At 53.1% G+C, this 23876-nt stretch carries 25 protein-coding genes; 15 read left to right on the forward strand and 10 right to left on the reverse strand.

What is annotated here, in order from left to right; translation table 11 throughout:
* Positions 1 to 18 precede the first annotated feature (18 nt).
* The 11 genes from fliJ to FY046_RS05675 all read left to right on the forward strand — a co-directional run bounded on the left by fliJ (position 19) and on the right by FY046_RS05675 (position 9161).
* Positions 19 to 465 (forward strand): flagellar export protein FliJ, encoded by a 447-nt coding sequence (fliJ, locus tag FY046_RS05625; protein ID WP_133842896.1) that lies wholly within the window; start codon positions 19 to 21, stop codon positions 463 to 465.
* On the forward strand, positions 462 to 1763 hold the full coding sequence (locus tag FY046_RS05630; protein WP_446185858.1) for a flagellar hook-length control protein FliK: 1302 nt from the start codon (positions 462 to 464) through the stop codon (positions 1761 to 1763). The genes fliJ and FY046_RS05630 overlap by 4 nt, the downstream gene beginning before the upstream one ends.
* A 148-nt stretch (positions 1764 to 1911) precedes the next feature.
* On the forward strand, positions 1912 to 2394 hold the full coding sequence (gene fliL / locus FY046_RS05635) for a flagellar basal body-associated protein FliL (RefSeq protein WP_133842892.1): 483 nt from the start codon (positions 1912 to 1914) through the stop codon (positions 2392 to 2394).
* 9 nt (positions 2395 to 2403) lie between these two features.
* Positions 2404 to 3411: a flagellar motor switch protein FliM gene (gene fliM / locus FY046_RS05640; protein WP_133842890.1), complete on the forward strand. Its 1008-nt coding sequence runs from the start codon at positions 2404 to 2406 to the stop codon at positions 3409 to 3411.
* Entirely contained in the window at positions 3404 to 3805 is a 402-nt protein-coding gene (gene fliN / locus FY046_RS05645; RefSeq protein ID WP_133842888.1) for a flagellar motor switch protein FliN, read from the forward strand. The genes fliM and fliN overlap by 8 nt, the downstream gene beginning before the upstream one ends.
* Positions 3806 to 4195, forward strand: a complete 390-nt coding sequence (gene fliO, locus FY046_RS05650; protein WP_133842886.1) for a flagellar biosynthetic protein FliO — start codon at positions 3806 to 3808, stop codon at positions 4193 to 4195.
* Positions 4192 to 4929 (forward strand): flagellar type III secretion system pore protein FliP, encoded by a 738-nt coding sequence (fliP, locus tag FY046_RS05655; protein ID WP_133842884.1) that lies wholly within the window; start codon positions 4192 to 4194, stop codon positions 4927 to 4929. Before fliO ends, fliP begins: the two co-directional genes overlap by 4 nt.
* A 15-nt stretch (positions 4930 to 4944) precedes the next feature.
* Positions 4945 to 5214, forward strand: a complete 270-nt coding sequence (gene fliQ, locus FY046_RS05660; protein WP_133842882.1) for a flagellar biosynthesis protein FliQ — start codon at positions 4945 to 4947, stop codon at positions 5212 to 5214.
* A complete protein-coding gene (gene fliR / locus FY046_RS05665) occupies positions 5214 to 5999 on the forward strand; it encodes a flagellar biosynthetic protein FliR (RefSeq protein ID WP_133842880.1) in 786 nt (261 codons plus the stop codon). Before fliQ ends, fliR begins: the two co-directional genes overlap by 1 nt.
* 654 nt (positions 6000 to 6653) lie before the next feature.
* A complete protein-coding gene (gene rcsA, locus FY046_RS05670; RefSeq protein ID WP_167864396.1) occupies positions 6654 to 7289 on the forward strand; it encodes a transcriptional regulator RcsA in 636 nt (211 codons plus the stop codon).
* A gap of 159 nt (positions 7290 to 7448) precedes the next feature.
* Positions 7449 to 9161 carry a methyl-accepting chemotaxis protein gene (locus FY046_RS05675; protein WP_167864395.1) on the forward strand — a complete coding sequence of 571 codons (1713 nt, stop codon included), beginning with the start codon at positions 7449 to 7451 and terminating at the stop codon, positions 9159 to 9161.
* Between the two features lie 55 nt (positions 9162 to 9216).
* On the opposite strand, the gene dsrB is transcribed toward FY046_RS05675, so the two are convergent.
* Together dsrB and FY046_RS05685 are read right to left on the reverse strand one after the other, a co-directional pair.
* On the reverse strand, positions 9217 to 9405 hold the full coding sequence (gene dsrB, locus FY046_RS05680; RefSeq protein ID WP_133842874.1) for a protein DsrB: 189 nt from the start codon (positions 9403 to 9405) through the stop codon (positions 9217 to 9219).
* A 71-nt stretch (positions 9406 to 9476) separates the two neighbouring features.
* Positions 9477 to 9635, reverse strand: a complete 159-nt coding sequence (locus FY046_RS05685; RefSeq protein ID WP_133842872.1) for a YqaE/Pmp3 family membrane protein — start codon at positions 9633 to 9635, stop codon at positions 9477 to 9479.
* Positions 9636 to 10326: 691 nt separating this feature from the next.
* Here FY046_RS05685 and FY046_RS05690 point away from each other — a divergent pair.
* Positions 10327 to 11130 carry a mannosyl-3-phosphoglycerate phosphatase-related protein gene (locus FY046_RS05690; protein WP_133842870.1) on the forward strand — a complete coding sequence of 268 codons (804 nt, stop codon included), beginning with the start codon at positions 10327 to 10329 and terminating at the stop codon, positions 11128 to 11130.
* Between the two features lie 27 nt (positions 11131 to 11157).
* A complete protein-coding gene (locus FY046_RS05695) occupies positions 11158 to 12378 on the forward strand; it encodes a glycosyl transferase (protein WP_133842868.1) in 1221 nt (406 codons plus the stop codon).
* Here the strand turns inward: FY046_RS05695 and dgcQ are convergent.
* Positions 12375 to 14027: a cellulose biosynthesis regulator diguanylate cyclase DgcQ gene (gene dgcQ / locus FY046_RS05700; RefSeq protein ID WP_133842866.1), complete on the reverse strand. Its 1653-nt coding sequence runs from the start codon at positions 14025 to 14027 to the stop codon at positions 12375 to 12377. The two genes, FY046_RS05695 and dgcQ, sit on opposite strands and share 4 nt — an antisense overlap.
* A gap of 207 nt (positions 14028 to 14234) precedes the next feature.
* Here dgcQ and FY046_RS05705 point away from each other — a divergent pair, with 207 nt between their 5' ends.
* Together FY046_RS05705 and mfd are read left to right on the forward strand one after the other, a co-directional pair.
* Positions 14235 to 14444, forward strand: a complete 210-nt coding sequence (locus tag FY046_RS05705; protein ID WP_133842864.1) for a hypothetical protein — start codon at positions 14235 to 14237, stop codon at positions 14442 to 14444.
* A gap of 115 nt (positions 14445 to 14559) precedes the next feature.
* Positions 14560 to 18006, forward strand: coding sequence for a transcription-repair coupling factor (gene mfd / locus FY046_RS05710; protein ID WP_133842862.1), 3447 nt, complete (start codon positions 14560 to 14562; stop codon positions 18004 to 18006).
* Positions 18007 to 18061: 55 nt separating this feature from the next.
* Here mfd and FY046_RS05715 read toward each other — a convergent pair whose 3' ends face one another.
* The 7 genes from FY046_RS05715 to FY046_RS05745 all read right to left on the reverse strand — a co-directional run bounded on the left by FY046_RS05715 (position 18062) and on the right by FY046_RS05745 (position 23868).
* Positions 18062 to 18601 (reverse strand): glycine zipper 2TM domain-containing protein, encoded by a 540-nt coding sequence (locus tag FY046_RS05715; protein ID WP_133842860.1) that lies wholly within the window; start codon positions 18599 to 18601, stop codon positions 18062 to 18064.
* A gap of 280 nt (positions 18602 to 18881) precedes the next feature.
* Positions 18882 to 20186 carry an NAD(P)/FAD-dependent oxidoreductase gene (locus tag FY046_RS05720; RefSeq protein WP_133842858.1) on the reverse strand — a complete coding sequence of 435 codons (1305 nt, stop codon included), beginning with the start codon at positions 20184 to 20186 and terminating at the stop codon, positions 18882 to 18884.
* Between the two features lie 246 nt (positions 20187 to 20432).
* Positions 20433 to 20975, reverse strand: coding sequence for an alpha/beta hydrolase YcfP (ycfP, locus tag FY046_RS05725; protein ID WP_133842856.1), 543 nt, complete (start codon positions 20973 to 20975; stop codon positions 20433 to 20435).
* Between the two features lie 39 nt (positions 20976 to 21014).
* Positions 21015 to 22034, reverse strand: a complete 1020-nt coding sequence (nagZ, locus tag FY046_RS05730; RefSeq protein WP_171149408.1) for a beta-N-acetylhexosaminidase — start codon at positions 22032 to 22034, stop codon at positions 21015 to 21017.
* 22 nt (positions 22035 to 22056) lie between these two features.
* A complete protein-coding gene (gene thiK, locus FY046_RS05735; protein WP_166653712.1) occupies positions 22057 to 22863 on the reverse strand; it encodes a thiamine kinase in 807 nt (268 codons plus the stop codon).
* A gap of 22 nt (positions 22864 to 22885) precedes the next feature.
* Positions 22886 to 23452, reverse strand: a complete 567-nt coding sequence (gene lpoB / locus FY046_RS05740; protein ID WP_133843459.1) for a penicillin-binding protein activator LpoB — start codon at positions 23450 to 23452, stop codon at positions 22886 to 22888.
* A 47-nt stretch (positions 23453 to 23499) separates the two neighbouring features.
* Positions 23500 to 23868 carry a YcfL family protein gene (locus FY046_RS05745; RefSeq protein WP_133842850.1) on the reverse strand — a complete coding sequence of 123 codons (369 nt, stop codon included), beginning with the start codon at positions 23866 to 23868 and terminating at the stop codon, positions 23500 to 23502.
* Between the last annotated feature and the right edge of the window lie 8 nt (positions 23869 to 23876).

Raw genomic sequence — 23876 nt, forward strand, 5'->3', positions numbered from 1 at the left:
GCCTGACTGGAGGGCTTTATGACAAAAACAGTCTCAGCCATTGATACGCTGCGCGATCTGGCGCACAAAGATGTGGAAAAAGCCGCCATTCAGTTAGGTGACGTGCGTCGAGCGCAAAAACAGGCCGATGAGCAGCTCAACATGCTGCTCAATTATCAGGACGAATACCGCAAGAACCTTAACAACACCATGAGCGAAGGGATAGCCAGTACCCGTTGGTACAACTATCACCAGTTTATTCAGACGCTGGAAAACGCGATTGAGCAACATCGTCAGCAACTGCTGCACTGGAATACGCGCGTGGAAAATGCATTGCGCCTGTGGCGCGACAAACAACAACGGCTGCACGCCTACGAGACTCTTCAGTCACGCGCGCTGGCTACCGCCCTGTTACAAGAAAACCGTCTCGATCAGAAACGGATGGATGAATTTGCCCAACGGGCATCATTGAGGAAAGGCGAATGATTACCTTACCAACTGCGGTCACGACGACGGCAACCACCGGCAGCGCGAAAGTCAGCAGCACCGGCGACAGTACTCTCGACAGCACCGGCAGTGAATTAACGGTGGGTGGGGAGACCTCGCAGCAGGGCTTCCTGACGCTTTTAGGCAACCGCCTGCTCTCCCTGGCCCAACAGGGTGGAACGGGTGTGGCAGTCGATGGCGTCGAGGTTGCAGCCAGTGATGACGGCAAAGAGGCTAAGAAGCCGGGCATCAGCGATCTGCTGGCCGCTCTGGATAAGCCCGATACGCTGACGGCCCTCTTGCAGCCACAGCAGGCAAAAATCGCTACCAAAGACGATGTGGCAACGGATGAAAAAGAGGCACCTGCGGTGACACTCAGCGACAGCGATCTTCAGGCATTGCAGGCGCTTTATGCCATGCTGCCGAACAACGCCGCCGTTCCCGTTGCCAGTGCTACGGCAAAAAGTAGCGATCTGCTCACCGCTGGGCTGAATAAAAGCGATAAACAATCGACGCTGAATGCGCTGAGTGCGGCCCTGGGTAAAGTGACAACGGAAGAAGGGGATGCCACTAGCGCAGACGCTAAAAACAGCAATAACGCCCTTTTGGTTCCCGTTAGTGCAAAATCTTCTGACGGCACGGGCACAGGTAAAGCGTCCGTAAATCCAGGCGCGGTGACTCTCGACCCGGCTTTTCAGCAGGTTATGAGCAACGTCAGCAAAGATATCGATAAAGAAAATTCAAGTTCTGCCCCTACCGCGACGATAACCAATAATGTGATCAGTACCGCGTCTTCATTACTTACCCCGACGTCAACCTCGATGGTAAGTGCACCGGCAACTCCTCTGCTGAATTCTCAGTTGGGAAGCCCGGAATGGCAGCAGGCACTGGGACAACAGATCCTGATGTTCAGTCGCAACGGGCAACAGACCGCCGAGTTGCATCTGCATCCGCAGGACCTGGGCAGTATCCAGATCAGCCTGAAACTGGATAATGACCAGGCCCAGCTGAGTATGGTGTCAAATCAGAGCCAGGTGCGGGCCGCACTGGAGGCAGCATTGCCTCAACTGCGCGCCTCTCTGGCTGAGAGTGGCATCAACCTGGGTCAAAGTAATGTCAGTAGCGATGCGTTCCAGCAAGGCCAGTCTTTTGCTGGTCAGCAGGAACAGCAGCGCAATAACAACGGAAGCCCGTTTAGTCTTGCTACAGAAAATGACAGTGATGTGACGCCAATTGCCGTTCCTGCCGCCCTGCAGGCGCGCGCAGCCGGCTCCAATGCTGTTGATATTTTCGCCTGACGGCAACAAACGCGTAAGCTGATGGCAAAACTCGCGTCTTTTCTGCCTATTGTTTGGCGCAAGACGCGGGATAATTTGTCATAACGCCGTGGGACAGTGGATTACGTGGCACCGCCCCCGAAAATAATCACAGGAAGTTACAGCTAATATGACTGATAACGCTAAAGCCAAAAGCGGCAAACGTAAGCTCCTGATACCGGTGTTACTCATTGTGACTCTGGTCGCTTGCAGCGTGGCGGGCTATACAGTCTGGCGCATGATGAAAACTCCGGCTGATGCCGCTGCGGCAGCAAAGCCGGAGCCGCCACCTGCGCCGGTGTTTTTTGCTCTGGATACTTTTACGGTTAATTTGATCAACCCAGATAACGACCCGGATCGTGTGCTGTACGTGGGCTTTACGCTGCGTTTGCCAGACGAAGAATCGCGTCGTCGTATGAATGATTATCTCCCGGAAGTCCGTAGTCGTCTGCTGCTGTTGCTTTCACGTCAAAGTGCCTCGGCGTTAGCGAATGAACAAGGCAAGCAGGCATTAGTAGCACAGATAAAACAGGTACTGGCACCTCCGCTGGTGCAGGGACAACCACAGCAGGTCGTGACAGATGTCCTCTTCACGGCCTTCATTCTGCGGTGATGGATATTTATGGGCGATAGCATTCTTTCTCAGGCAGAAATTGACGCACTACTCAATGGCGACAGCGATAGTGCGACAGAAGATAAGGTCAGTAGCGGTGGCGAGAGCGACATTCGCCCCTATGATCCCAATACCCAGCGCCGCGTGGTTCGTGAGCGTCTGCAGGCACTGGAGATCATTAACGAACGTTTTGCGCGTTCTTATCGTATGGCGCTGTTCAATCTGCTGCGCCGCAGCCCGGATATTTCGGTCGGCGCGATCAAGATTCAGCCATACCATGAGTTTGCCCGCAATTTGCCGGTGCCAACTAACCTTAACCTTATCCACCTCAAGCCGCTGCGTGGCACGGCGCTGGTGGTTTTCTCGCCGAGTCTGGTGTTTATCGCCGTAGATAACCTGTTTGGGGGTGATGGCCGTTTCCCGACGAAAGTCGAGGGACGTGAATTCACCCACACTGAACAACGCGTCATCCGTCGTATGCTGAAGCTGGCGCTCGACTGTTACAGTGAGGCCTGGAAGCCAATCTATCCGCTGGATGTCGAGTACGTTCGTTCAGAGATGCAGGTGAAGTTCACCAACATCACCACCTCACCTAACGATATCGTGGTTACCACGCCGTTCCAGGTTGAGATTGGTAACCTGACCGGTGAGTTCAATATCTGTATTCCATTCAGCATGATTGAACCGCTGCGTGAAACGCTGGTGAACCCACCGTTAGAAAACTCTCGCAGCGAAGATGAAAACTGGCGTGACACGCTGGTGAAACAGGTTCAGCACTCTGAGCTGGAACTGGTGGCGAATTTTGCCGAAGTATCGATGAGAATTTCACGTCTGCTGGCCTTGAAGCCTGGCGACGTATTACCGATTGAAAAACCGGACCGCATTATCGCCCATGTGGATGGCGTGCCGGTGTTGACCAGCCAGTACGGAACGCTGAATAAGCAGTACGCTCTGCGCGTGGAACACCTGATCAACCCGATTTTGAATTCGCTGAATGAGGAACAGCCCGATGAGTGATACGAATAAGCCGTCCGATGACGACATCTCTGCGGACGACCTGTGGGCTGACGCAATGAATGAACAGGTAAAATCCTCTTCCACCGACAGCGTATTTAAATCGCTGGATGTGGGCGATGTGTCCGGTTCTCTGCAAGATATCGATATGATTATGGATATCCCGGTCAAACTGACCGTTGAACTGGGCCGTACCAAAATGACAATCAAAGAGCTGCTGCGCTTGTCGCAAGGTTCGGTTGTCGCACTGGATGGATTAGCGGGTGAGCCACTGGATATCCTGATTAACGGTTATCTGATTGCTCAGGGTGAAGTGGTCGTGGTGGCCGATAAGTATGGCGTACGCATCACCGACATTATTACCCCGTCTGAACGTATGCGTCGCCTGAGTCGCTAAATGAATACCACGCAGCAGCAGCCGGTCATCCCACAGCCGGCCATTTCAACCGGCTCTATGCTCACTCAGGTGAGTGGCGTGCTGGCAGCGATTATTATTCTTATTCTCGCTTGTGCCTGGGTGGCAAAACGCTTCGGCTTTGCTTCACGACGCAGCGGCAGTCAGACACTGAATATCAGTGCAAGCTGCTCGCTGGGTCAACGTGAACGTGTCGTGATTGTCGACGTTGATGATGCGCGTCTGGTGCTGGGTGTTACTGCACAGCAGATTACCCATCTGCACACGCTGCCTGCCAAACCTCAGCAAGAGACATCCGACTCTGCGGAACCAAAGCCCGATTTCCGTCAAGTTCTCCAGTCATTAATGAAAAGCGCCGGGAAGAAAAAATGAAACGCACCCTTCCACTGCTGCTGCTCGGCCTGCTGATGCTGGCACCTGATGTTTATGCCCAGTTACCGGGCCTGATCAGCAAACCGATGGCCAATGGCGGCCAGAGTTGGTCACTGCCCGTTCAGACACTGGTGTTTATTACCTCGCTGACCTTCCTGCCAGCCATCTTACTGATGATGACCAGCTTTACGCGCATCATTATCGTTTTTGGCCTGCTGCGAAGTGCACTCGGTACACCGTCTGCACCACCGAACCAGGTTTTACTGGGTTTGGCACTGTTTCTGACCTTCTTTATTATGGGCCCGGTGTTCGACAAAATTTATACCGATGCCTATCAACCGTTCAGTGAAGACAAAATCAGCATGCAGGAAGCCATTGAGAAAGGTTCCCAGCCGCTGCGTGAGTTTATGCTGCGTCAGACGCGTGAAGGTGACCTGGCACTGTTTGCCCGTTTAGCCAACACACCGCCAATCGCCGGCCCCGAAGCCGTACCGATGCGTATTCTGCTGCCGGCTTACGTCACCAGCGAACTGAAAACGGCTTTCCAGATTGGTTTTACCGTTTTTATTCCGTTCCTGATTATTGACCTGGTGGTCGCCAGCGTATTGATGGCTCTCGGGATGATGATGGTGCCACCGGCGACCATATCGCTACCCTTTAAGCTCATGCTGTTTGTGCTGGTTGATGGCTGGCAGTTGCTGGTCGGTTCGCTGGCCCAAAGTTTCTATTCCTAACCCGGAGCCACGACAATGACACCTGAATCGGTAATGGTACTGGGGCATGATGCCATGTTGATTGCGCTGGCGCTGGCGGCTCCGCTGCTGCTGGCTGCGCTGGTCAGTGGTTTTCTTATCAGCCTGTTACAGGCGGCAACCCAGATCAACGAACAGACGCTCTCCTTTATTCCTAAGATCCTGGCGGTTGTCACCACTATCGTGATTGCCGGCCCCTGGATGCTGAACCTGGTGCTCGACTATATGCGCACTCTGTTCAGTAACCTGCCGTATATGATCGGATAATGATTCTTTTTGACAGTAGTCAACTGTTGTTCTGGATAAGTCAGCTTTTCTGGCCCCTCGCCCGTGTGCTGGCTTTGATCATGTCTGCGCCGTTACTGAATGAAAAATCCATCAGTCGTAAAGTCAAAATCGGGCTGGGTGTGATGATTACCTGGGTACTGGTGCCTTCCTTACCCCCCACTACCGTTACCTTGTTCTCTGTCGGTGGTTTCTGGCTGCTAATCCAACAGATACTGATTGGCGTATCGATTGGTTTCACCATGCAGTTTGCGTTTGCCGCCGTGCGCACAGCGGGTGAAGTGATAGGTTTGCAGATGGGATTATCCTTTGCCACCTTCTTCGATCCGAGCAGCCGCCTGAATATGCCGGTACTGGCACGCTTTCTGGATATGCTGGCCATGCTGCTGTTTCTGTCGTTCAACGGTCATCTGTGGCTGATTTCGATGGTTGCCGACAGTTTTCATACATTGCCCATCGGCGGGGAACCGCTTAACGGCAATGCGTTTATGGCCCTGACCAAAGCGGCAGGCCTGATTTTCCTTAATGGCATGAGATTAGCGCTACCGTTAATCACTCTGTTACTCACCTTAAACCTGGCCCTGGGTTTGTTAAACCGCGTTTCACCTCAACTCTCCGTTTTCGCTATTGGTTTCCCTGTTACCTTATCAATCGGTATGGTGTTCATTAGCCTGATGATGCCGCTGCTAGCGCCCTTCTGCGAACATTTGTTCAGTGAAGTGTTCGACTTGCTGGCAACGTTGCTCAGTGAATTACCCGGTAAGTAAACTTACCTATTCTCATTTTTGTGCAAAGTTATTGTTAAGCGTTGAAAATACATCTGTGTATTTTTTGGGCCATTATTTGCAGAATATCCTTAAGGAAATTCTGATAAATGCACTAGCACGATGAAAATCATTCTTATTAAAACGCACTTAGCGTATTTTATCCCCTCAAACCGATGATTTGTTGCGAAAGAGTTAACGGTTAAAAAACACTCAAACGACTGTTTTTTATGGGAATTTTATTTTTCGCGGTTTTCCTTGTTTTAAAATACATTTTCCGGCATTGTCAATGCACTCCGTGAGTCTACACTTTCGGAAAATGAATGTTTTTAAGAATCGTCCTATCAGAGTTTTCTGTTTTCTGCGCGATAGTGTGTCGATGCAGGCAGAAAGCTGCGTCAAATGCTGTGTTAAGTCAGATTGCTAAGCGGAACCTCTGCTTTTGCACTGACCCTGGTACTCAGACAGGTTTTCACCTCGTCAAAACTCAAACTACCTGTCAGCAAGGATGAATTAAGTACCCTCGCCGTCAATGGCAAGCTTTGCTAACGCTGGGTAAATATAACAAGACCGTGAAACAGAACTCTTGCTCTCGTACCGAACGCGCGTAATTCATCGTTGATTTAAACGGATAACAAATTGGTGAGGGTCGCTATTATGCCAACGATTATTATGGATTCATGTAACTATACACGGCTAGGTTTAACTGACTATATGGCAGTGAAAGGGGTTAAAAAGAAAAATATAACCTCAGTTAACGATATTGAGCAGTTACAAATAAAGTGCCAGCAGCTTCAACCCGGCGTTGTTTTTATTAATGAAGATTGCTTCATTCATGAATCCGATGCAAGCCAACGAATCAGAAACATTATTATGCAGCATCCTGATACGTTGTTTTTCATTTTTATGGCCATCTCTAATATCCATTTTGAGGAATACCTCTACGTTCGTAAGAATCTGATTATTACATCAAAATCGATAAAGCCGTCGACCCTGGATTCATTACTTAGCACGTACTTTCAAAAGAAACTTAATCTGTCACCTCGCTATTCTTCGGGCTTCGACGTACATCCACTGACGCTCAGTCAGACGGAGTCAAACATGCTGAAGATGTGGATGTCAGGTCACGACACCATTCAGATTTCAGATAAAATGCAAATAAAAGCGAAAACGGTGTCATCACACAAAGGTAATATCAAACGTAAAATAAAAACGCATAACAAGCAGGTTATTTATCATGTGGTTCGTTTAACTGATAACGTTACCAGCGGTATTTATGTCAACGTAAGATAATCATCCAGGGGAGGCTGGTACTCACCGGCCCCCCGCCTCCTATCAGATAATACTCATTTTGTGAGCCTGCTCGCACTTCCAGCCCTAATCCTTTTAGCCCGTATGCCGATGTTTTGTAGACGACCGGAGTATGACTTCGTCCCTACCTGACAGAGAGCAATGGATATGAAATCACAATTACAATCTAACGAACATCAGGCTATCAGCTTCTGGCAACACCTGCGTCTGGTTCCATTGTTCGCCGCCATTCTTGGCGGAATTTTGCTACTTTTTGCCCTGTGTATCGGCCTCGCCAGCTACTTTTTGATTCAGAGTAATCAGTCACTGAATGATGTGACGGAAGAGATTCAGGTACGTATGGCGCTTTCTAACAGTTCCAACCATTTACGTACGGCACGCCTGACCGTAGTCCACGCAGGAGCTTCCGCACGTATTGGTGAGATGGATGAGTTCAAAACCAACCTCGACAAAACTCAGGCACGCATTAAATCGGCACGCGAAAGCTTTAATGCCTATCTCAACCGCCGGGTAAAAACGCCGGCTGATGAAGCGCTGGATGGCGAACTGAAAACCCGTTTTGAGGCATATATCACTCAGGGCGTCATGCCGATGGTAAAAAGTGCTTCCGATGGGAGCTTTGAAGGCGTTATTGCCCAGGAAACTGACTACACCCGCAAGCTGGACGATGCGTATAACGCGGTGCTGTTAAAAGCCATTAAGATCCGTACCGAACGCGCGGAAGCGATTAATGTGCAGGCCGCCTCTCAAACCCGTCTCGGCTTTATTATGATGGCAGGCGCGTTTGGCCTTGCGCTGTTATTAACCCTGGCGACCTTTATCTTCTTGCGCCGGGTGGTTATTACCCCATTACGCCAGGCGGTAGAACGCATTGAACATATTTCCCGTGGCGATCTGACCGCGCCACTGCAAAACTGGGGACGCAGTGAAATTGGCAGTCTGGGGAATAATCTGCAGCTGATGCAGCAGGCCTTAGTGAAAACCGTTGGCACCGTGCGTGAAGGAGCCGTAGCGATTTATCAAGGCTCCAGCGAAATATCAGCGGGCAATACCGACCTCTCTTCCCGTACCGAGCAGCAGGCCTCGGCGCTGGAACAAACCGCCGCGAGTATGGAAGAACTGACTGCGACGGTGAAACAGAACGCTGAGAATGCTCATCATGCCAGCCAGCTCGCCTCGGATGCCTCCGGCAAAGCACGCCAGGGTGGCGATATTGTCACTGGCGTGGTGAATACCATGAATAATATTTCCACCAGCTCGAAGAAAATTGCCGAAATCACTACGGTGATTAACAGCATCGCCTTCCAGACTAACATTCTGGCACTGAACGCCGCCGTTGAAGCTGCACGCGCCGGTGAGCAAGGTCGTGGTTTTGCCGTGGTGGCCAGCGAAGTTCGCAATCTGGCGCAGCGCAGCGCCGGTGCAGCGAAAGAGATCGAAGGACTGATAGCTGAATCGGTAGATTTGATCGGCAAAGGTTCGGCACAGGTTGGCCACGCCGGTAATACGATGGGTGAAATTGTTGATGCCGTCCGTCGGGTGACCGATATTATGGCGGAGATTGCTGCTGCCTCTGACGAGCAGAGTAAAGGCATTCAGCAGGTGAGTATGGCAGTGACCGAGATGGACAACGTCACCCAGCAGAATGCCTCACTGGTAGAAGAAGCGTCTTCTGCGGCGGCGTCTCTGGAAGAACAAGCGGCGCGTCTGACTCAGGCGGTATCAGCCTTTAAATTGAATGGTGCCGCAGCAGCCACGGTAAAAACCAGCAACACAGGCAGTCAATCCAAAGCATTAGCGGCTCCACGGCCTGCGCTGGCATCCACCAGCAATGACCACTGGGAAACGTTCTGAGTCGTTGATCACAGGGCGGAGGGGCGACCGAAAAAGGGTCGCCCCGTACAGCAGATTACGAATGCGGCTCGACGAAAATGCCGTCGTCATGACCGACTTCATTAAAGAACCAGATCCCCAATGGGTAGTCCTCAAGCGCGACCAGAAACATAGTACCTTCACTGAAGTTCTCAACGGCCAGAACCGTACCTTCACGACGCGGTCCGCCATCCGTTTTCACTGTTACCCGTTCATTGACCTTCATAACCCCTCCTGCGCCATTTTTGGATGAGTTTAACCGAAAATCTCACTCTGCGCAGGCACTCACATCAATGATTAGCGACGGGCGATGACCCAGACAGCATGCACAATGCCCGGGATATAACCACATATCGTCAGCAGGATATTCAGCCAGAAGGCACCTGCAAAACCGACCTGCATAAACACACCCAGTGGGGGTAATAGAATCGCAATTACAATTCGTAAAAAGTCCATAAATTCTCCGTTATCTGTTTTATCGCACGGGATGACCCGCACAAAGAGTATAGCCAGTCTGGATTCACATCACTGTCTGCGGCGGGTAAAGCTGGGTAAAGCCTTATCCCATCAGGTTTTTTCACTTTCTTTACGATTCATAGTGAGATTTTTCACGGCGTAAACCCTTAGAATATTCTTACTGCGCCACCCCCAAAGGGGCAGACGGTGATGTCCACTCAATGGGCAGCACCTAAGTAACAAGGATTTTTGCCCGCGCAGCGCGGGCTTTTTTTTGCCCTGAATAATGTACATCCCTTCTGAATCCCTGACCTGATATCAATGGGCAAAAAAAATCCCGACCAAACCAGGCCGGGATAAAAGTGTTTCTCACAGGAAATGAAGTTCGTTACATCTGGGAATTCTTTAACGTTAGCAGACTAACCGATCCTCACGTTCGGATAAGTCTTAATACACCGCCTAATGTGTACAGCCTGAGAATTTTCGTACAGCTTAAACGACGCTAAGCTGCACCACATCTGGCTTCTTCTTCCTACCGGGATAATCACGCCCGTTATTTAACACTGTTTTTTTTAAGATAATTCCTGGAGTGAGTGGAAGCCTTGCCTCAATCCCTTCCCTACCCTTCTCAATGCGATGGCTGAGCTATACTGACGGTTCTACTGCCAAATATCACTCTGAGGTAGGGCTTATGCCGACGTTGCAGGACCCACTGATGATCGTCACCGATCTCGACGGCTCGCTGCTTGATCACCACACCTACAGCTGGCAGCCTGCTGAGCCCTGGCTGGCGCGTTTGCAAGCGCACCACATTCCGCTGGTGATCTGCTCAAGCAAAACCGCAGCAGAAATCATTCCGCTACAGCGAGCACTGGGGCTAAGTGGCACCCCTTTTATTGCTGAAAACGGTGCCGTTGTGAGCGATGGTCATGCCCGTACGCCGTCACCGCATCTTCCTGAAAGCACCGTTAACTACGCGGCATTGTGCGGGCAGTTAGCACAACTGAAGCAGCAGTATGGCTTTAAGTTCACCGGTTTTTCTGATGTGAGCGAAAAAGAGGTTTCCGAATGGACGGGACTGACGCCGCATGATGCTGCTCTGGCCAGATTGCGCGAAGCCTCCGAAAGCCTTATCTGGCGTGACAGTAGCGAACAGTTCGCCCTGTTCCGCCAGCAGTTGGAGGCCCGGGCATTGACCTTAGTTCAGGGAGGACGCTTCTGGCACGTGATGCGGGAAGGCAGCGGCAAAGGCGCCGCACTGCGCTGGCTACTTCAACACACCCTGCAGGGAGACAAATCCCCCGTCACCATTGGACTGGGCGATGGCCCCAACGATGCGCCGATGCTGGATGCCGTCGATTATGCCATCGTAATCAAAGGCTACAGTAAAAATCCCATCATCCTGGAACGTCAGGATAAACATCATATCTATCATACCGCGCACTTTGGCCCCGAGGGCTGGAGCGAAGGGCTGACGCATTTTATCACTCAGTAAACTGAGGCGATTTTTAAGGGGTAAGCGATGAGCGATTTTTACCAGAATGGCGTGATAACGAATTTTCATAATCTGACCGGACGCTCCGTAGAGACGCTGGAAAAAGATCTGGTGCGCTTTTCGCGCAAGCGCAAAATGGGGTTGATCCTGCCATCACTCTTTTCCGAACTGGAAGGTCCAGCCCTCAGTCATATTGTCGATGAACTGGCCAAAGTCCCCTACCTGTCGGAGATTGTTATCGGTCTGGACCGCGCGGACCGCGACCAGTTTCTGCTCGCTCGCGAGTTCTTTTCACGTCTGCCACAGCGACATCGTATTTTGTGGAACGATGGACCGCGTCTGAAGGCGCTGGATGCGGAGCTGGACAAAGAGGGGCTATCACCTTCGCAACCGGGAAAAGGCCGTAACGTCTGGTTTTGCACCGGCTATACCCTGGCGTCAGACAAGTCGGCCTGCGTCGCCCTGCACGACTGCGATATTGTTACCTATGAACGGGGAATGCTGGCGCGCCTGCTCTATCCTCTGGCTAACCCCGGCTTTCAGTATGAGTTCTGCAAAGGTTTCTATGCGCGGGTAGCCGATAACAAGCTCAACGGTCGTGTGGGACGGCTGCTGGTGGGACCGCTGTTACGTTCTCTGCAAAAAGTATACGGTCACTCTGACTATCTGGATTACCTGACCAGCTTTCGCTACCCTCTTTCCGGCGAGTTCGCCATGCGCACGCATGTGCTCAACGGCATCAAGCTGCCGGGCGACTGGGGGCTGGAGATCGGCGTACTGTCAGAAATATATCGCAACTACACCACCCGCCAGAGCTGCCAGGTAGAGATCGCGGATAATTACGATCATAAGCATCAGCCACTGGCAGAAGAGGACGGCACTGGCGGTCTGAAGCGCATGAGCAACGACATTGTGCAGTCGTTACTGCGCAAGATGGCCACGATGGGAGTCAGTATCACCAGTGATTCCTTCCGCGTGCTGAAAGCGACCTATTATCGCAATGCGCTGGATATGATGGAAATCTACCACCATGAAGCGACCATGAATGGCCTGACTTTCGATCAACATGCGGAAGAAGCCGCCGTCGAAACGTTTACGCAGTCGATCCTTGATGCCGGACAAGCCTTTATTGAGCGCCCGAATGAGAAGCCGTTTATCCCCAGCTGGAGCCGGGTACAATCGGCCTTTCCTGATATCATGCAACGCATTTACCAGGCGGTCGAAGATGATAACAGCGGGGACGTTTAAGGCCCGCTGCTGACGCAGTTACGGCCGGCGGCTTTTGCCTGATAAAGCCGGCCATCTGCCACCGATTGCAGGGTATCTATCTGGTACTCCTGCTGCTCTTCGCTGCTGCTCACACCCAGTGAGGCGGTCACCTTCAACGTATGAGTGGCGTCAATCAACACCTCTTTTGAGGCCAGCTTGCCGCGAATTCGCTCCGCTATTTCTACTGCCTCCTCAAGCCCGGTATCGGGTAAGACAATGCAAAACTCTTCGCCCCCTACGCGCCCCAGCACATCCACTTTTCGCACGGTCTGGGCAATGATGGCCGCTGCATGGGTCAACACCACATCGCCCGCATGATGCCCAAGCGTATCGTTCACCGATTTAAAGTGGTCAAGATCGAGCTGAATCAGAGAAACAGGCTGCTGCTGACGTTCACAGAACGCTGACACGCGTTCCGCATGGTCGAAAAAGGCACTGCGGTTTAACAGGCGGGTTAAACCATCATAGTTCGCACGCCAGCTCAGGGTTTCCTGAAGGGTCAATAAGCGCCCGATCATCCGAATGATGGCCTGATGGGACGCCAGCAGCGTCAGGCTGAACAGCCCCCACATCAGCAGCAGTATCATCATCACCCGTCCCGCTTCACCCCGCAGCCCCTCATGCAGGGTTTGCACATTAACCAGCAGTCCGTCGAAGTTTTGTAAATGCATCCAGGTGATTAACTGCATTCCTGAACGGATTTGCCCACTTTGCTCCGGGGTAACCTGGCTGAAAATGCTGGCCACCTGTGCAGCATCCAGTCCGTGTTCGTTCAGCGGTTGACCATCCGAAATCGCCACCGCGTGTTGTTGGCTATCGAACAAGATGATGCTGCCGTCCTGCCACCTGGGCAAAGCGTGCTGTAAGTACCGTTGAATGACCTGGGTGGAAAAGTCCATCGCCAGAACGCCATACCAGTATTGGTCATGGTCGACGGGCAGAGCCACCGTCACCACATCACCTTCGTTATCAACGGAACGATAGGTTCCAGACCAGCGAAGTTTACGCTGCGGGTTTTGTTCCGGGCTGGCACTGAGGAAATAAGGGCGGTTGATAACGCTGCTGTAACTTGTCGCCGTCTCGGCATGATCGTCAGGCACAGAACTCAGATAAAAACCGGCGCGCGAGATATACCAGAGACGGTAGTGGAAATCCTGTTGAGGATTGTTGAACTGCAGGATGTAGCTCATCTCCAGCGCGGCGGTTAGCTCATCGTTCAGGCGCTGTGGATCGCTGCGGTCGAGTAATGGCAGGCGCTGTACGGCAGCATCAGAAATTCCGGAGATCGGTATGCTGCGCTCGGTATTAATAGAGATGCTCCACAGCGGACTTTGCCGCTCGCCGGCAAAGACGGTTAACGCATCACGGGATTTATCGGTTTCCAGCGGATCGCCAAGCGCATGGCGCAGCATATTACGAAAGAAGAACATCTCATCAATACTTTGCTGCCACTGCCGCTCAAGGCTGCTGCCCGCCTGAGTCAGCCAGGCACGCTGGGTGGTTTCATGTGACGATTTCAGCACTATCGCTTCATGCAGGGTTAAAATGCTGGAGAAGGCAAAGACAATCGCAAAACAGAAATGAACCATGTTTTTAGGCCGAAAGAAACGCGAACTTTTGTCAGGCATCACTTAAGCATTCTCCGCCGCTACTCTTCTTGGTTTTTACACAGTTTAGACCGCTGCCTACTGCGCAGCCAGCACGCGGCGTTCGTACGACAGAGTGATGACATTTTTATTGATCTCCTTCAGGCCAAACCCCTTTCAACAGGGGGAAAATAGCGCTATTACTGTAAAGAGTATTCGCCTGAGGCCCTGCTGGTACAGGAGGTAGTAATGTCCAGATTTCCTAAAGGCAGTATTGTGCGCCATAAAACGGGACAGATTAAAGGTGTGGTCCTTAACGTCTTTGATCAGGGCGACCGATCCGCAGGATATTACATCAAGTGGGATGATGGAAACCACAGCTATCACGCTGAAAACGAACTGATATGGGCGAATATCGACCGCCCAAGAATGCATGATGGTCAACAATCACCAAAATAACGTACTGCCCCCAACAAGCGCTAAAATCAAGGTATACTCCATCTAGCTGAATCGGGCCCCCCCGGCGCGCCAGGGGTCCCGTTCTCCCTTTTGTGAAGAGACCGTCTAACTTATTATGCCTGAACTCTACCGTTATGACCTGCCGACCAGAGCAGGTGACCAGCGCCAGCTGGGGCAACTCACCGGCGCGGCCTGTGCCGTTGAATGCGCCGAAATTGTTGAACGTCATCATGGTTTGGTGATTTTGATTGCGCAGGATATGCAGAATGCACTGCGCCTGCAGGATGAAATCAAACAGTTTACCTCCCACCCCGTGATGGCACTGGCTGACTGGGAGACCCTGCCGTACGACAGTTTTTCTCCCCATCAGGAAATCATCTCCTCCCGGCTTTCCACTTTATATCAACTTCCCGGGCTGGAACGCGGGTTACTGATTATGCCGGTCAATACCCTGATGCAGCGCGTTTGCCCGCATAACTTCCTGCACGGCCACGCGCTGGTGATGAAAAAGGGACAGAAGCTCTCACGTGATAAGCTGCGTGCCCAGCTTGAGCAAGCCGGTTATCGCAGCGTTGACCAGGTCATGGCACACGGTGAATTTGCTACCCGTGGCGCCCTGCTCGACCTCTATCCGATGGGCAGTGAACGCCCCTACCGCATCGACTTCTTTGATGATGAAATCGACAGCCTGCGTCTGTTCGATATCGACAGCCAGCGTACGCAGGAAGAAGTGACAGCGATCGATCTGCTGCCCGCTCACGAATTCCCGACCGATAAAAAAGCCATCGAACTGTTTCGCACCCAGTGGCGCGAGCATTTTGATGTGCGCCGTGAGCCCGAGCATATTTATCAGCAGGTGAGTAAGGGGACGTTGCCTACCGGGATTGAGTACTGGCAGCCGCTGTTTTTTGAGCAGCCCCTTCCCGCGCTGTTCAGCTATATCCCGGCCACCACACTGCTGGTGATTTCCGGCGATCTGGAAAGCGGCGCCGAGCGCTTCTGGCAGGATGTCAATGCACGTTATGAAAACCGCCGCGTCGACCCGATGCGCCCACTGCTACCGCCTCCGACATTGTGGCTGCGTACGGATGAATTGTTCAGCGAACTGAAGCTGTGGCCTCGCGTACAGTTGAAAACCGACCTGCTGGCTGACAAAGCCGCCAATACCAACCTGCGTTATGAAACGTTGCCGGACCTCGCCGTACAGGCGCAGGCCAAAGCCCCGCTGGACACGCTGCGCCGTTTCCTTGAGTCTTTCGATGGTCCGGTGGTGTTCTCGGTAGAAAGCGAGGGCCGCCGTGAAACGTTGCAGGAATTGCTGGCACGCATCAAGTTAAAACCCACCGCTATCGACTCGCTGCCGCAGGCCGACCAACCCGGTCACTATCTGTTAATTGGTGCCAGCGAACACGGCTTTATTGACCGGCTGCGCAACCGCGCCCTGATCTGTGAAAGCGATCTGCTGGGGGAGCGCGTCAGTCGCCGCCGTCAGGATAGCCGCCGGACCATTAACCCGGATGTCCTGATCCGTAACCTTGCCGAACTGCGTCCCGGTCAGCCCGTGGTGCATCTGGAGCACGGCGTGGGCCGCTACATTGGCCTCACTACGCTGGAAACGGGGGGGATTCAGGCCGAGTATCTGATGCTGGCTTATGCCGGGGATGCCAAGTTATATGTGCCAGTCTCATCACTGCATCTGATCAGCCGTTATGCCGGCGGCGCCGAAGAGAATGCCCCATTGCATAAACTGGGCAGCGATGCCTGGTCACGTGCGCGGCAAAAAGCAGCCGAGAAAGTGCGTGACGTTGCAGCAGAGCTGCTGGATATCTACGCACAGCGCGAGGCGAAAACCGGGTTCGCGTTTAAGCACGACAAACAGCAGTACCAGCTGTTCTGTGAGAGCTTCCCTTTTGAAACCACCCCGGACCAGGCGCAGGCCATCAATGCGGTATTGAGCGATATGTGCCAGCCGCTGGCAATGGATCGTCTGGTGTGCGGCGATGTTGGCTTCGGTAAAACCGAAGTCGCCATGCGCGCCGCCTTCCTGGCCGTAGAAAATCATAAGCAGGTTGCCGTGCTGGTGCCGACCACCCTGCTGGCTCAGCAGCATTACGATAACTTCCGCGACCGTTTTGCTAACTGGCCGGTACGTATTGAGATGCTGTCACGGTTTCGTACCGCCAAAGAACAGGCACAGGTGCTGGCAGAGGCGCAGGAGGGTAAGGTCGATATTCTTATCGGCACCCATAAGCTGCTGCAAAACGACATCAAGTGGCGCGATCTAGGGTTACTGATCGTCGATGAAGAGCATCGCTTTGGCGTGCGCCATAAAGAGCGAATCAAAGCGATGCGCGCCGACGTGGATATCCTGACGCTCACCGCCACACCGATCCCGCGTACGCTGAATATGGCGATGAGCGGAATGCGCGATCTGTCGATTATTGCCACGCCGCCCGCGCGCCGTCTGGCGGTGAAAACCTTCGTACGTGAATATGACGATATGGTGGTGCGCGAGGCGATCCTGCGTGAGGTACTGCGCGGCGGCCAGGTGTATTACCTGTACAACGACGTTGAGAATATTGAAAAGGCGGCAAAACGCCTGTCGGATCTGGTGCCAGAAGCCCGTGTGGCCATCGGTCACGGTCAGATGCGTGAGCGCGAACTGGAGCGGGTGATGAATGACTTCCATCATCAGCGTTTTAACGTGCTGGTCTGTACCACCATTATTGAAACCGGTATTGATATCCCGACCGCGAACACCATCATCATTGAACGCGCCGATCACTTTGGCCTGGCACAGCTGCATCAGCTGCGTGGTCGCGTCGGGCGTTCGCACCATCAGGCCTATGCCTGGCTGCTGACGCCACATCCAAAATCGATGACCACCGATGCGCATAAGCGTCTGGAAGCCATTGCTTCGTTAGAGGATCTGGGCGCCGGATTTGCGCTCGCAACACACGATCTGGAAATTCGTGGTGCCGGGGAGTTGCTGGGCGAAGGTCAGAGCGGCCAGATGGAAACCATTGGTTTCTCACTGTATATGGAACTGCTTGAAAACGCCGTCGATGCATTAAAAGAGGGGCGTGAACCTTCGCTCGAGGATCTGACCAACAATCAGACCGAGATCGAGCTGCGTATGCCGGCACTATTGCCGGATGACTTTATCCCGGATGTGAATACCCGTCTTTCATTCTATAAACGCATTGCCAGCGCCGTGCAGCCGGGCGAACTGGACGACCTGAAGGTTGAGCTGATTGACCGTTTCGGCCTGCTGCCGGATGCGGCACGCAATCTGCTGGATATCGCGTCTATGCGTCTGGTGGCGAAAACGCTGGGTATCCGCAAGGTCGAAGCCAGTGAGAAAGGCGGTTTCGTTGAGTTTGCAGAGAAAAACAAGGTCGACCCGGTATGGCTGATTGGTTTGTTACAAAAAGAACCGCAGCACTGGCGCCTGGATGGGCCAACGCGTCTGAAATTTATCCGTGAGCTGGGCGAACGTAAGGTGCGGATGAAGTGGGTGCAGACGTTTATGCAGCAGATGCTGGAGAATGCAACGGGCTGACATCAAAAAAGGGACCATGAGGTCCCTTTTCATCGTATAGCGTCAATCTGCTGACTTACGCTTTATTACTCAGCACCAGCTGACCATTATCGTCTAACGGAATACGTGTACCCGGGTCATTCTCCATGCGGATTTTACCCTGCTGGTCGCCAATCTTATAAGTGACGTCATAACCCAGCATTTTTTCCTGCTTATCGTAGACCGTCTTACAACGCTGCTCGGTCGTGGTGTAGGTATCACGATCCTGCAACGCGCCCTGGACCTGGTTACCGCCATAGCCCCCCGCCAGCGCACCCGCCACGGTGGCAACATCACGACCACGACCGCCACCAAACTGGTGACCCAGCACACCACCGGCAACAGCACCCAGCACGGAACCGGCGATGCGGTTTTCATCCTGAACAGCGCGACGATGAGTCAGCGTGACGTTACGGCACTCCTGACGTGGATTCTTCAAGGTCTCTTTAATCGGCGTGGCTGAAAGTACCTGCGCGAACTGTGGGCTGCGATCGAACACATTCATACTGGCCACCGCTGCTACACCGAGTGCAGCCACAACACCAATACCAATACCCGCTAACATTGATTTATTCACAGGAAACCTCCTGACATTGTTACCGCGCATTCTTGATTACTGCGGCATCCTGAACAGGTGCGGCATATTCGGCGTGCGCGACGCGCCGTGGTAATTGATAGGAATTCTGCTACCAGCCGGGGATTGTGACAATAAGAATACTGGACGAAAATCGGATCAGGCATGATAAGAGAAAGTTTTTAAGAGAGTTCTTATCAAAGGGGATTAGCGGGGGGAGTCAGAAGAACGGCTTATACCACCACAGACGCTCATCCGGGAGTATAAGCCGTTTTTTCACAGCTTAGTGCAGCTTGAGGCGCGGACGGATCGCGCGGTTGATACTGCCCACCAGCACCATCAACCCGGTTTTAAAGTAACCGTGCAGCGCAACCTGGTGCATGCGGTACAGCGAGATATAGACGAAACGCGCAATGCGCCCTTCGACCATCATCGAACCGCGCATCAGGTTACCCATCAGGCTACCCACTGTACTGAAGCGGGACAGTGAGACCAGTGAACCGTGATCTTTATAGACGTACGGTTTCTGTGGCTGCCCTTTTATATCCGCCAGAATATTGGCCAAAACACGTGAGGCCATCTGGTGCGCAGACTGTGCGCGCGGAGGGACAAAACCGCCGGACGGCAACGCGCAGGATGCGCAGTCACCAATGGCGTAAATGTTCGGGTCACGAGTCGTCTGTAAGGTTGGCTCAACCACGAGCTGGTTAATACGGTTGGTTTCCAGGCCGCCCAGCTCTTTCATAAAGTCCGGTGCCTTGATCCCTGCCGCCCAGACCATCAGATCGGCATCAATAAATTCGCCGCTCTTGGTGTTCAGACCTTTTTTATCCGCGCTGGTGACCATCGTCTGAGTCAGCACGCGTACCCCCAACTTGGTCAGCTCGCTGTGAGCCGCGCTGGAGATACGCGGTGGCAGTGCAGGCAGAATACGTTCACCGGCTTCCACCAGCGTGACGTTCAACGCCTGGCTGTCCAGACCTTTATAGCCATAGCTGTGCAGCTGTTTCACCGCGTTATGCAGCTCGGCTGACAGCTCAACGCCGGTCGCACCCGCGCCGACAATAGCGATATTAACCTTATCCTGCGAACCTTCACTGGCGGAAAACTTCAGGAACAGGTTCAGCATCTCATTATGGAAACGGCGTGCCTGGTGTGGATTATCGAGGAAGATACAGTTGTCTTTTACGCCCGGCGTACCAAAGTCGTTTGAGGTGCTCCCCAGCGCCATCACCAGCGTGTCATACGCCAGCTCACGCTCCGGGACCAGAAGTTCACCCTGCGCATCGCGAATTTCAGCCAGTTGCAGACGGTTATTCTCACGATCGAGGTTGGTGAGCGTTCCCAGCTGGAAGCTGAAACCATGTTTGTGCGCATGTGCCAGGTAGCTCAGGCCGTCAATACCTTCATCCAGCGACCCGGTTGCCACTTCGTGTAACAAGGGTTTCCACAAATGGCTGTGGTTACGATCCACCAGCGTAATGTGTGCTTTCTTCTTGCGGCCCAGTTTGTGCCCCAGCTGAGTCGCCAGTTCAAGACCTCCGGCACCTCCGCCGATGATTACAATTTTTTTCATAGGTGTTGTCAAACGACCCTCTCTAAAAGTAAACCAATCGTTAACTAAAAGTTAAATAAATAACCTTAGTAAACATAGGGTTGGCGATGTTAATTCGCGAGCTGGGGCCAGAATAACACGAGGGAATTCATCTGTTCTAAGAAAATTGATCCTGGTCAATTTTATTAGCAAAACTAAGAATAGTACGAATAAAGACCCTGCATCCAGCCCGCCTTTTAGCGGGCATGAGGTCTGTTTTCGAGGGATAAAAAACGGGGATTAACCTAATGATTTGAACGCTTTGATTCGCGGAAGATGATGGGAGATATTCTTGAATTTATGCCCTTCCACTTCATCCCATATCAGCTCGTAAAAATGTTGTAACGCCTCGGCACTGCGCTGGTTATCAAGCGCATCGTCATGACGGGAAAGAATGGTCATACAGCGGTCACGGTTCTTCTCACGGAAATTGCCGACGCATTTGGTGGCAATATCAACATACTCTTCCGGGCGGTCAATTTTGCCTTCCATCACTTCCTGTGGCCACAGGTTAGGATTGAACATCACCTGGCGCACATCACACAAGAAGCCGATACGTTCAGCCCAGTAGCCGCCCAGACCAACACCACAAATCAATGGCCGTTCGTCATCACTTTGCTGCAACATCTTGTAGGTCTCTTTCAGCAGATGCTGCATATCGTGCTTCGGATGCCGGGTGCTGTAGCTGAGCAGCCGGACATCCGGGTCAATAAACTGAAGTTGCAACACTTTTTCATGGTTGCCCGGGCTGTTTGAATCAAAACCGTGCAGATAAATAATCATTGTCATCCTCACCGTTGATGCGCCGCAGGCAGCCTGAAATCAGATGCCTGCCGCCGCTTTATGTTCCAGCCAGCGTTCCTGCAATTGACTCAGTGTGGCACTGGTCTCTTTCCAGCGTGTCGAGTCACGCAGTTGCTGATGGGTAAATGAGCTTCGATGGTAAAGCTGCGTCACCCTTTCAGCATTGATCGGCGACAGGTTATCCAACACGCTCACCGCTCCCTGACGATTATTGCATACCAGAATCATGTCACACCCGGCATCCAACGCGGCCTGACCCCGCTCGGCATAGCTGCCCATAATAGCCGCACCTTCCATCGACAAATCATCTGAAAAGATGACGCCGTCAAAACCAAGTTCCTCACGCAGGACGGTTTTTAGCCAGTGTGACGAACCGCTGGCCGGGCGCGCATCAACTTCAGTATAGATAACGTGGGCCGGCATAATTGCGTCCAGCGCCTGTTCCGCAATCAACTGCCTGAAGATTGGCATGTCATGCTGGCGGATCTCGGCTTCACTGCGCGTATCTCGCGGAGTTTCTTTATGGGAATCTGCACTCACAGCACCATGTCCTGGGAAATGCTTACCCGTGGTTTTCATTCCCGCGTCGTGCATCCCGCGAATAAATGAACGCGCCATTTGCAGGGCAACCTGCGGATTCTCATGGAATGAGCGTTCGCCGATGGCCGCGCTGCCGTGACCAATATCCAGTACCGGGGCGAAGCTGATATCAATATCCATTGCAATCATTTCAGAGGCCATCAACCAGCCTGCCTGCTGGGCCAGTGCCTCGGCCTGCTCACCACGATGTAATGCGGCAAAAGCCTGCATCGCCGGCAGACGCGTAAATCCGTCGCGGAAGCGCTGAACGCGGCCACCTTCCTGATCGACGGCCACCACCAAACGATGGCGCGATGCCGCACGGATCTGTCGCACCAGCTCACGCAGCTGCGCCGGATCGTGATAGTTACGGCTGAACAGGATCAGTCCGCCAACCAGCGGGTGTTGTAAAATTTCACGCTCTTCGGCATCCAGTTCGCCGCCTTGTACATCTAACATTACCGGTCCCACACTTCACCTCTTAACCTGATGACATGCGCTGCCAGCCCTCGGCTGCCAGCGTCTTAAATTGGTGTTCACCACTTTGCTGCCAGCGTAACTCATACCAGCTGGTCGCCAGTAGATCGAGCCACGGTAACCAACGGTCAACCTGCCGTCGTAGTGGGTCATAATCAAATTGTTGCCGATCCGAATAATGGATAATCAAACGCTGCTGTTGCTGTGCATCCAGCCCGTTACCCATTATGATCGCGGCCAGTTCCAGCGCCACATCGCCATCGCCGGCGTACTCCCAGTCAATCAGCCGCAGGCGCCCGTCATTGAGGATCAGGTTCCCGCAGTGAATATCCATATGCAGTAAGGCCATCCGTAATGGTTTCGGTTCGCCCTGCCGCTGACAGCGCTTTAGCGCCCGTAGCCAGTGTATCTGGCGCCGCGCAGGCTGACTGCGCTGCCAGTAGCTCATCAGCAGCGGCAGCAGCTGTAAGGGGTATCCTGACAGCGGCTGACGGTGCAAGCGGACGACTTCATTCACCAGAGGTTCTACCCACCTGTCCCACTGCCCTGTCGACAGCACGTTACCCGGCTGCCAGGCCAGAAGCAGCCAGTCCGCATTGCGTCCATAAACGCGCGGTGTAAGGCCGCTGGCGGCCAGTTTGCGCAGCAGGCGGTATTCACGCTGGCGATCCACCCCAGGCATGGTCTGCAGCCCTGCGGCACGCCTGGCCAGCAGGGAAACTCCCTCAAGCGAAACCTGAACACTGCACCCGCTCAATCCCTCAAGGGGGGAAAAAGAACCGGCGGCTCGCGCCGCCGGAAATTGTTGCATGATCAGCCGCTCAAGGGCGGGATCAGTGCACAACGGCACCGCTACCTGACCAGATGATTTCGCCGGTCTGCACCAGCATTAACTGCATTTGCAGCGTGGGTGATTTCACATCTCCCTCCGCATTGCTGTACAGCACATACTGTGCACCCACGTAACGCGCCAGACCCACCGCTTTACTGCGTGAGACCAGGCTGTCATCCGCTGACAGACCGAGCGTCTGCTTCGCCACCGCCAGTTGTTGTGGCGTCACCAGCGTAAACTGGGTGTTATCCTTCAACGCACTTTGCAGCGCAGCCGTCGCTTTAGCACTTTGCAGGCTGCCGTTGGTGCTGTTTTTTACATTATCCACCAGCAGCACGCCGCCAGGCGTAACGCCATCCGCTTTGAGCATCTGGGCAATCAGCGGAGAAACACTGGCTGGCCAGTTGAGGGTTTGCATTTTCGGCGGCGGTGGCACGTTCTGCCCCGGCTCTGCTTTTGGCTGTTCAGGCACAGTAATCGGTGGCTGCACCGGTTCAACGGGCGCAGGGGGTGCCGTTTCCTGTTGCTTCTGAAAAAATACACAGCCGCTCAGAAAAAGCGCCAGCATCAGCACTCCTGAGCGTTTAACGATGTTGCTGTTCACGCAATAACTCCTTACAGATACAGATAGAGACGAACTTTGCTTGCCGTCAGATTACCGGTTTGAGATGAAATTTCGGCTTTACCATGAGCGGGTACCGTCAGGGTATGTGGTCGTTCAAACGGCAAGATTTCCAGCCCTTTATCATCATACCAATAGAATCGGTAGGTCACCTGGACCGGTTTTTCCTGCTGATTAAATAGTACCGTTGACGCGCGCTGTTGTCCTTCTGTCTCGCGGATCGTCGGTTCGTCGGTCGTGATCCCCGCTGACAATACTGACGATTCCATCACCAGTGACTGTGAGGTATTGATGGCAGTACGATCGCTGCTGCATCCGGTTAATGCTATCAGTAACGTGATGGCCGTTACGCTTGCCCGCATAGGATTAT

It is taken from the genome of Erwinia sp. 1181_3, from assembly GCF_052824965.1.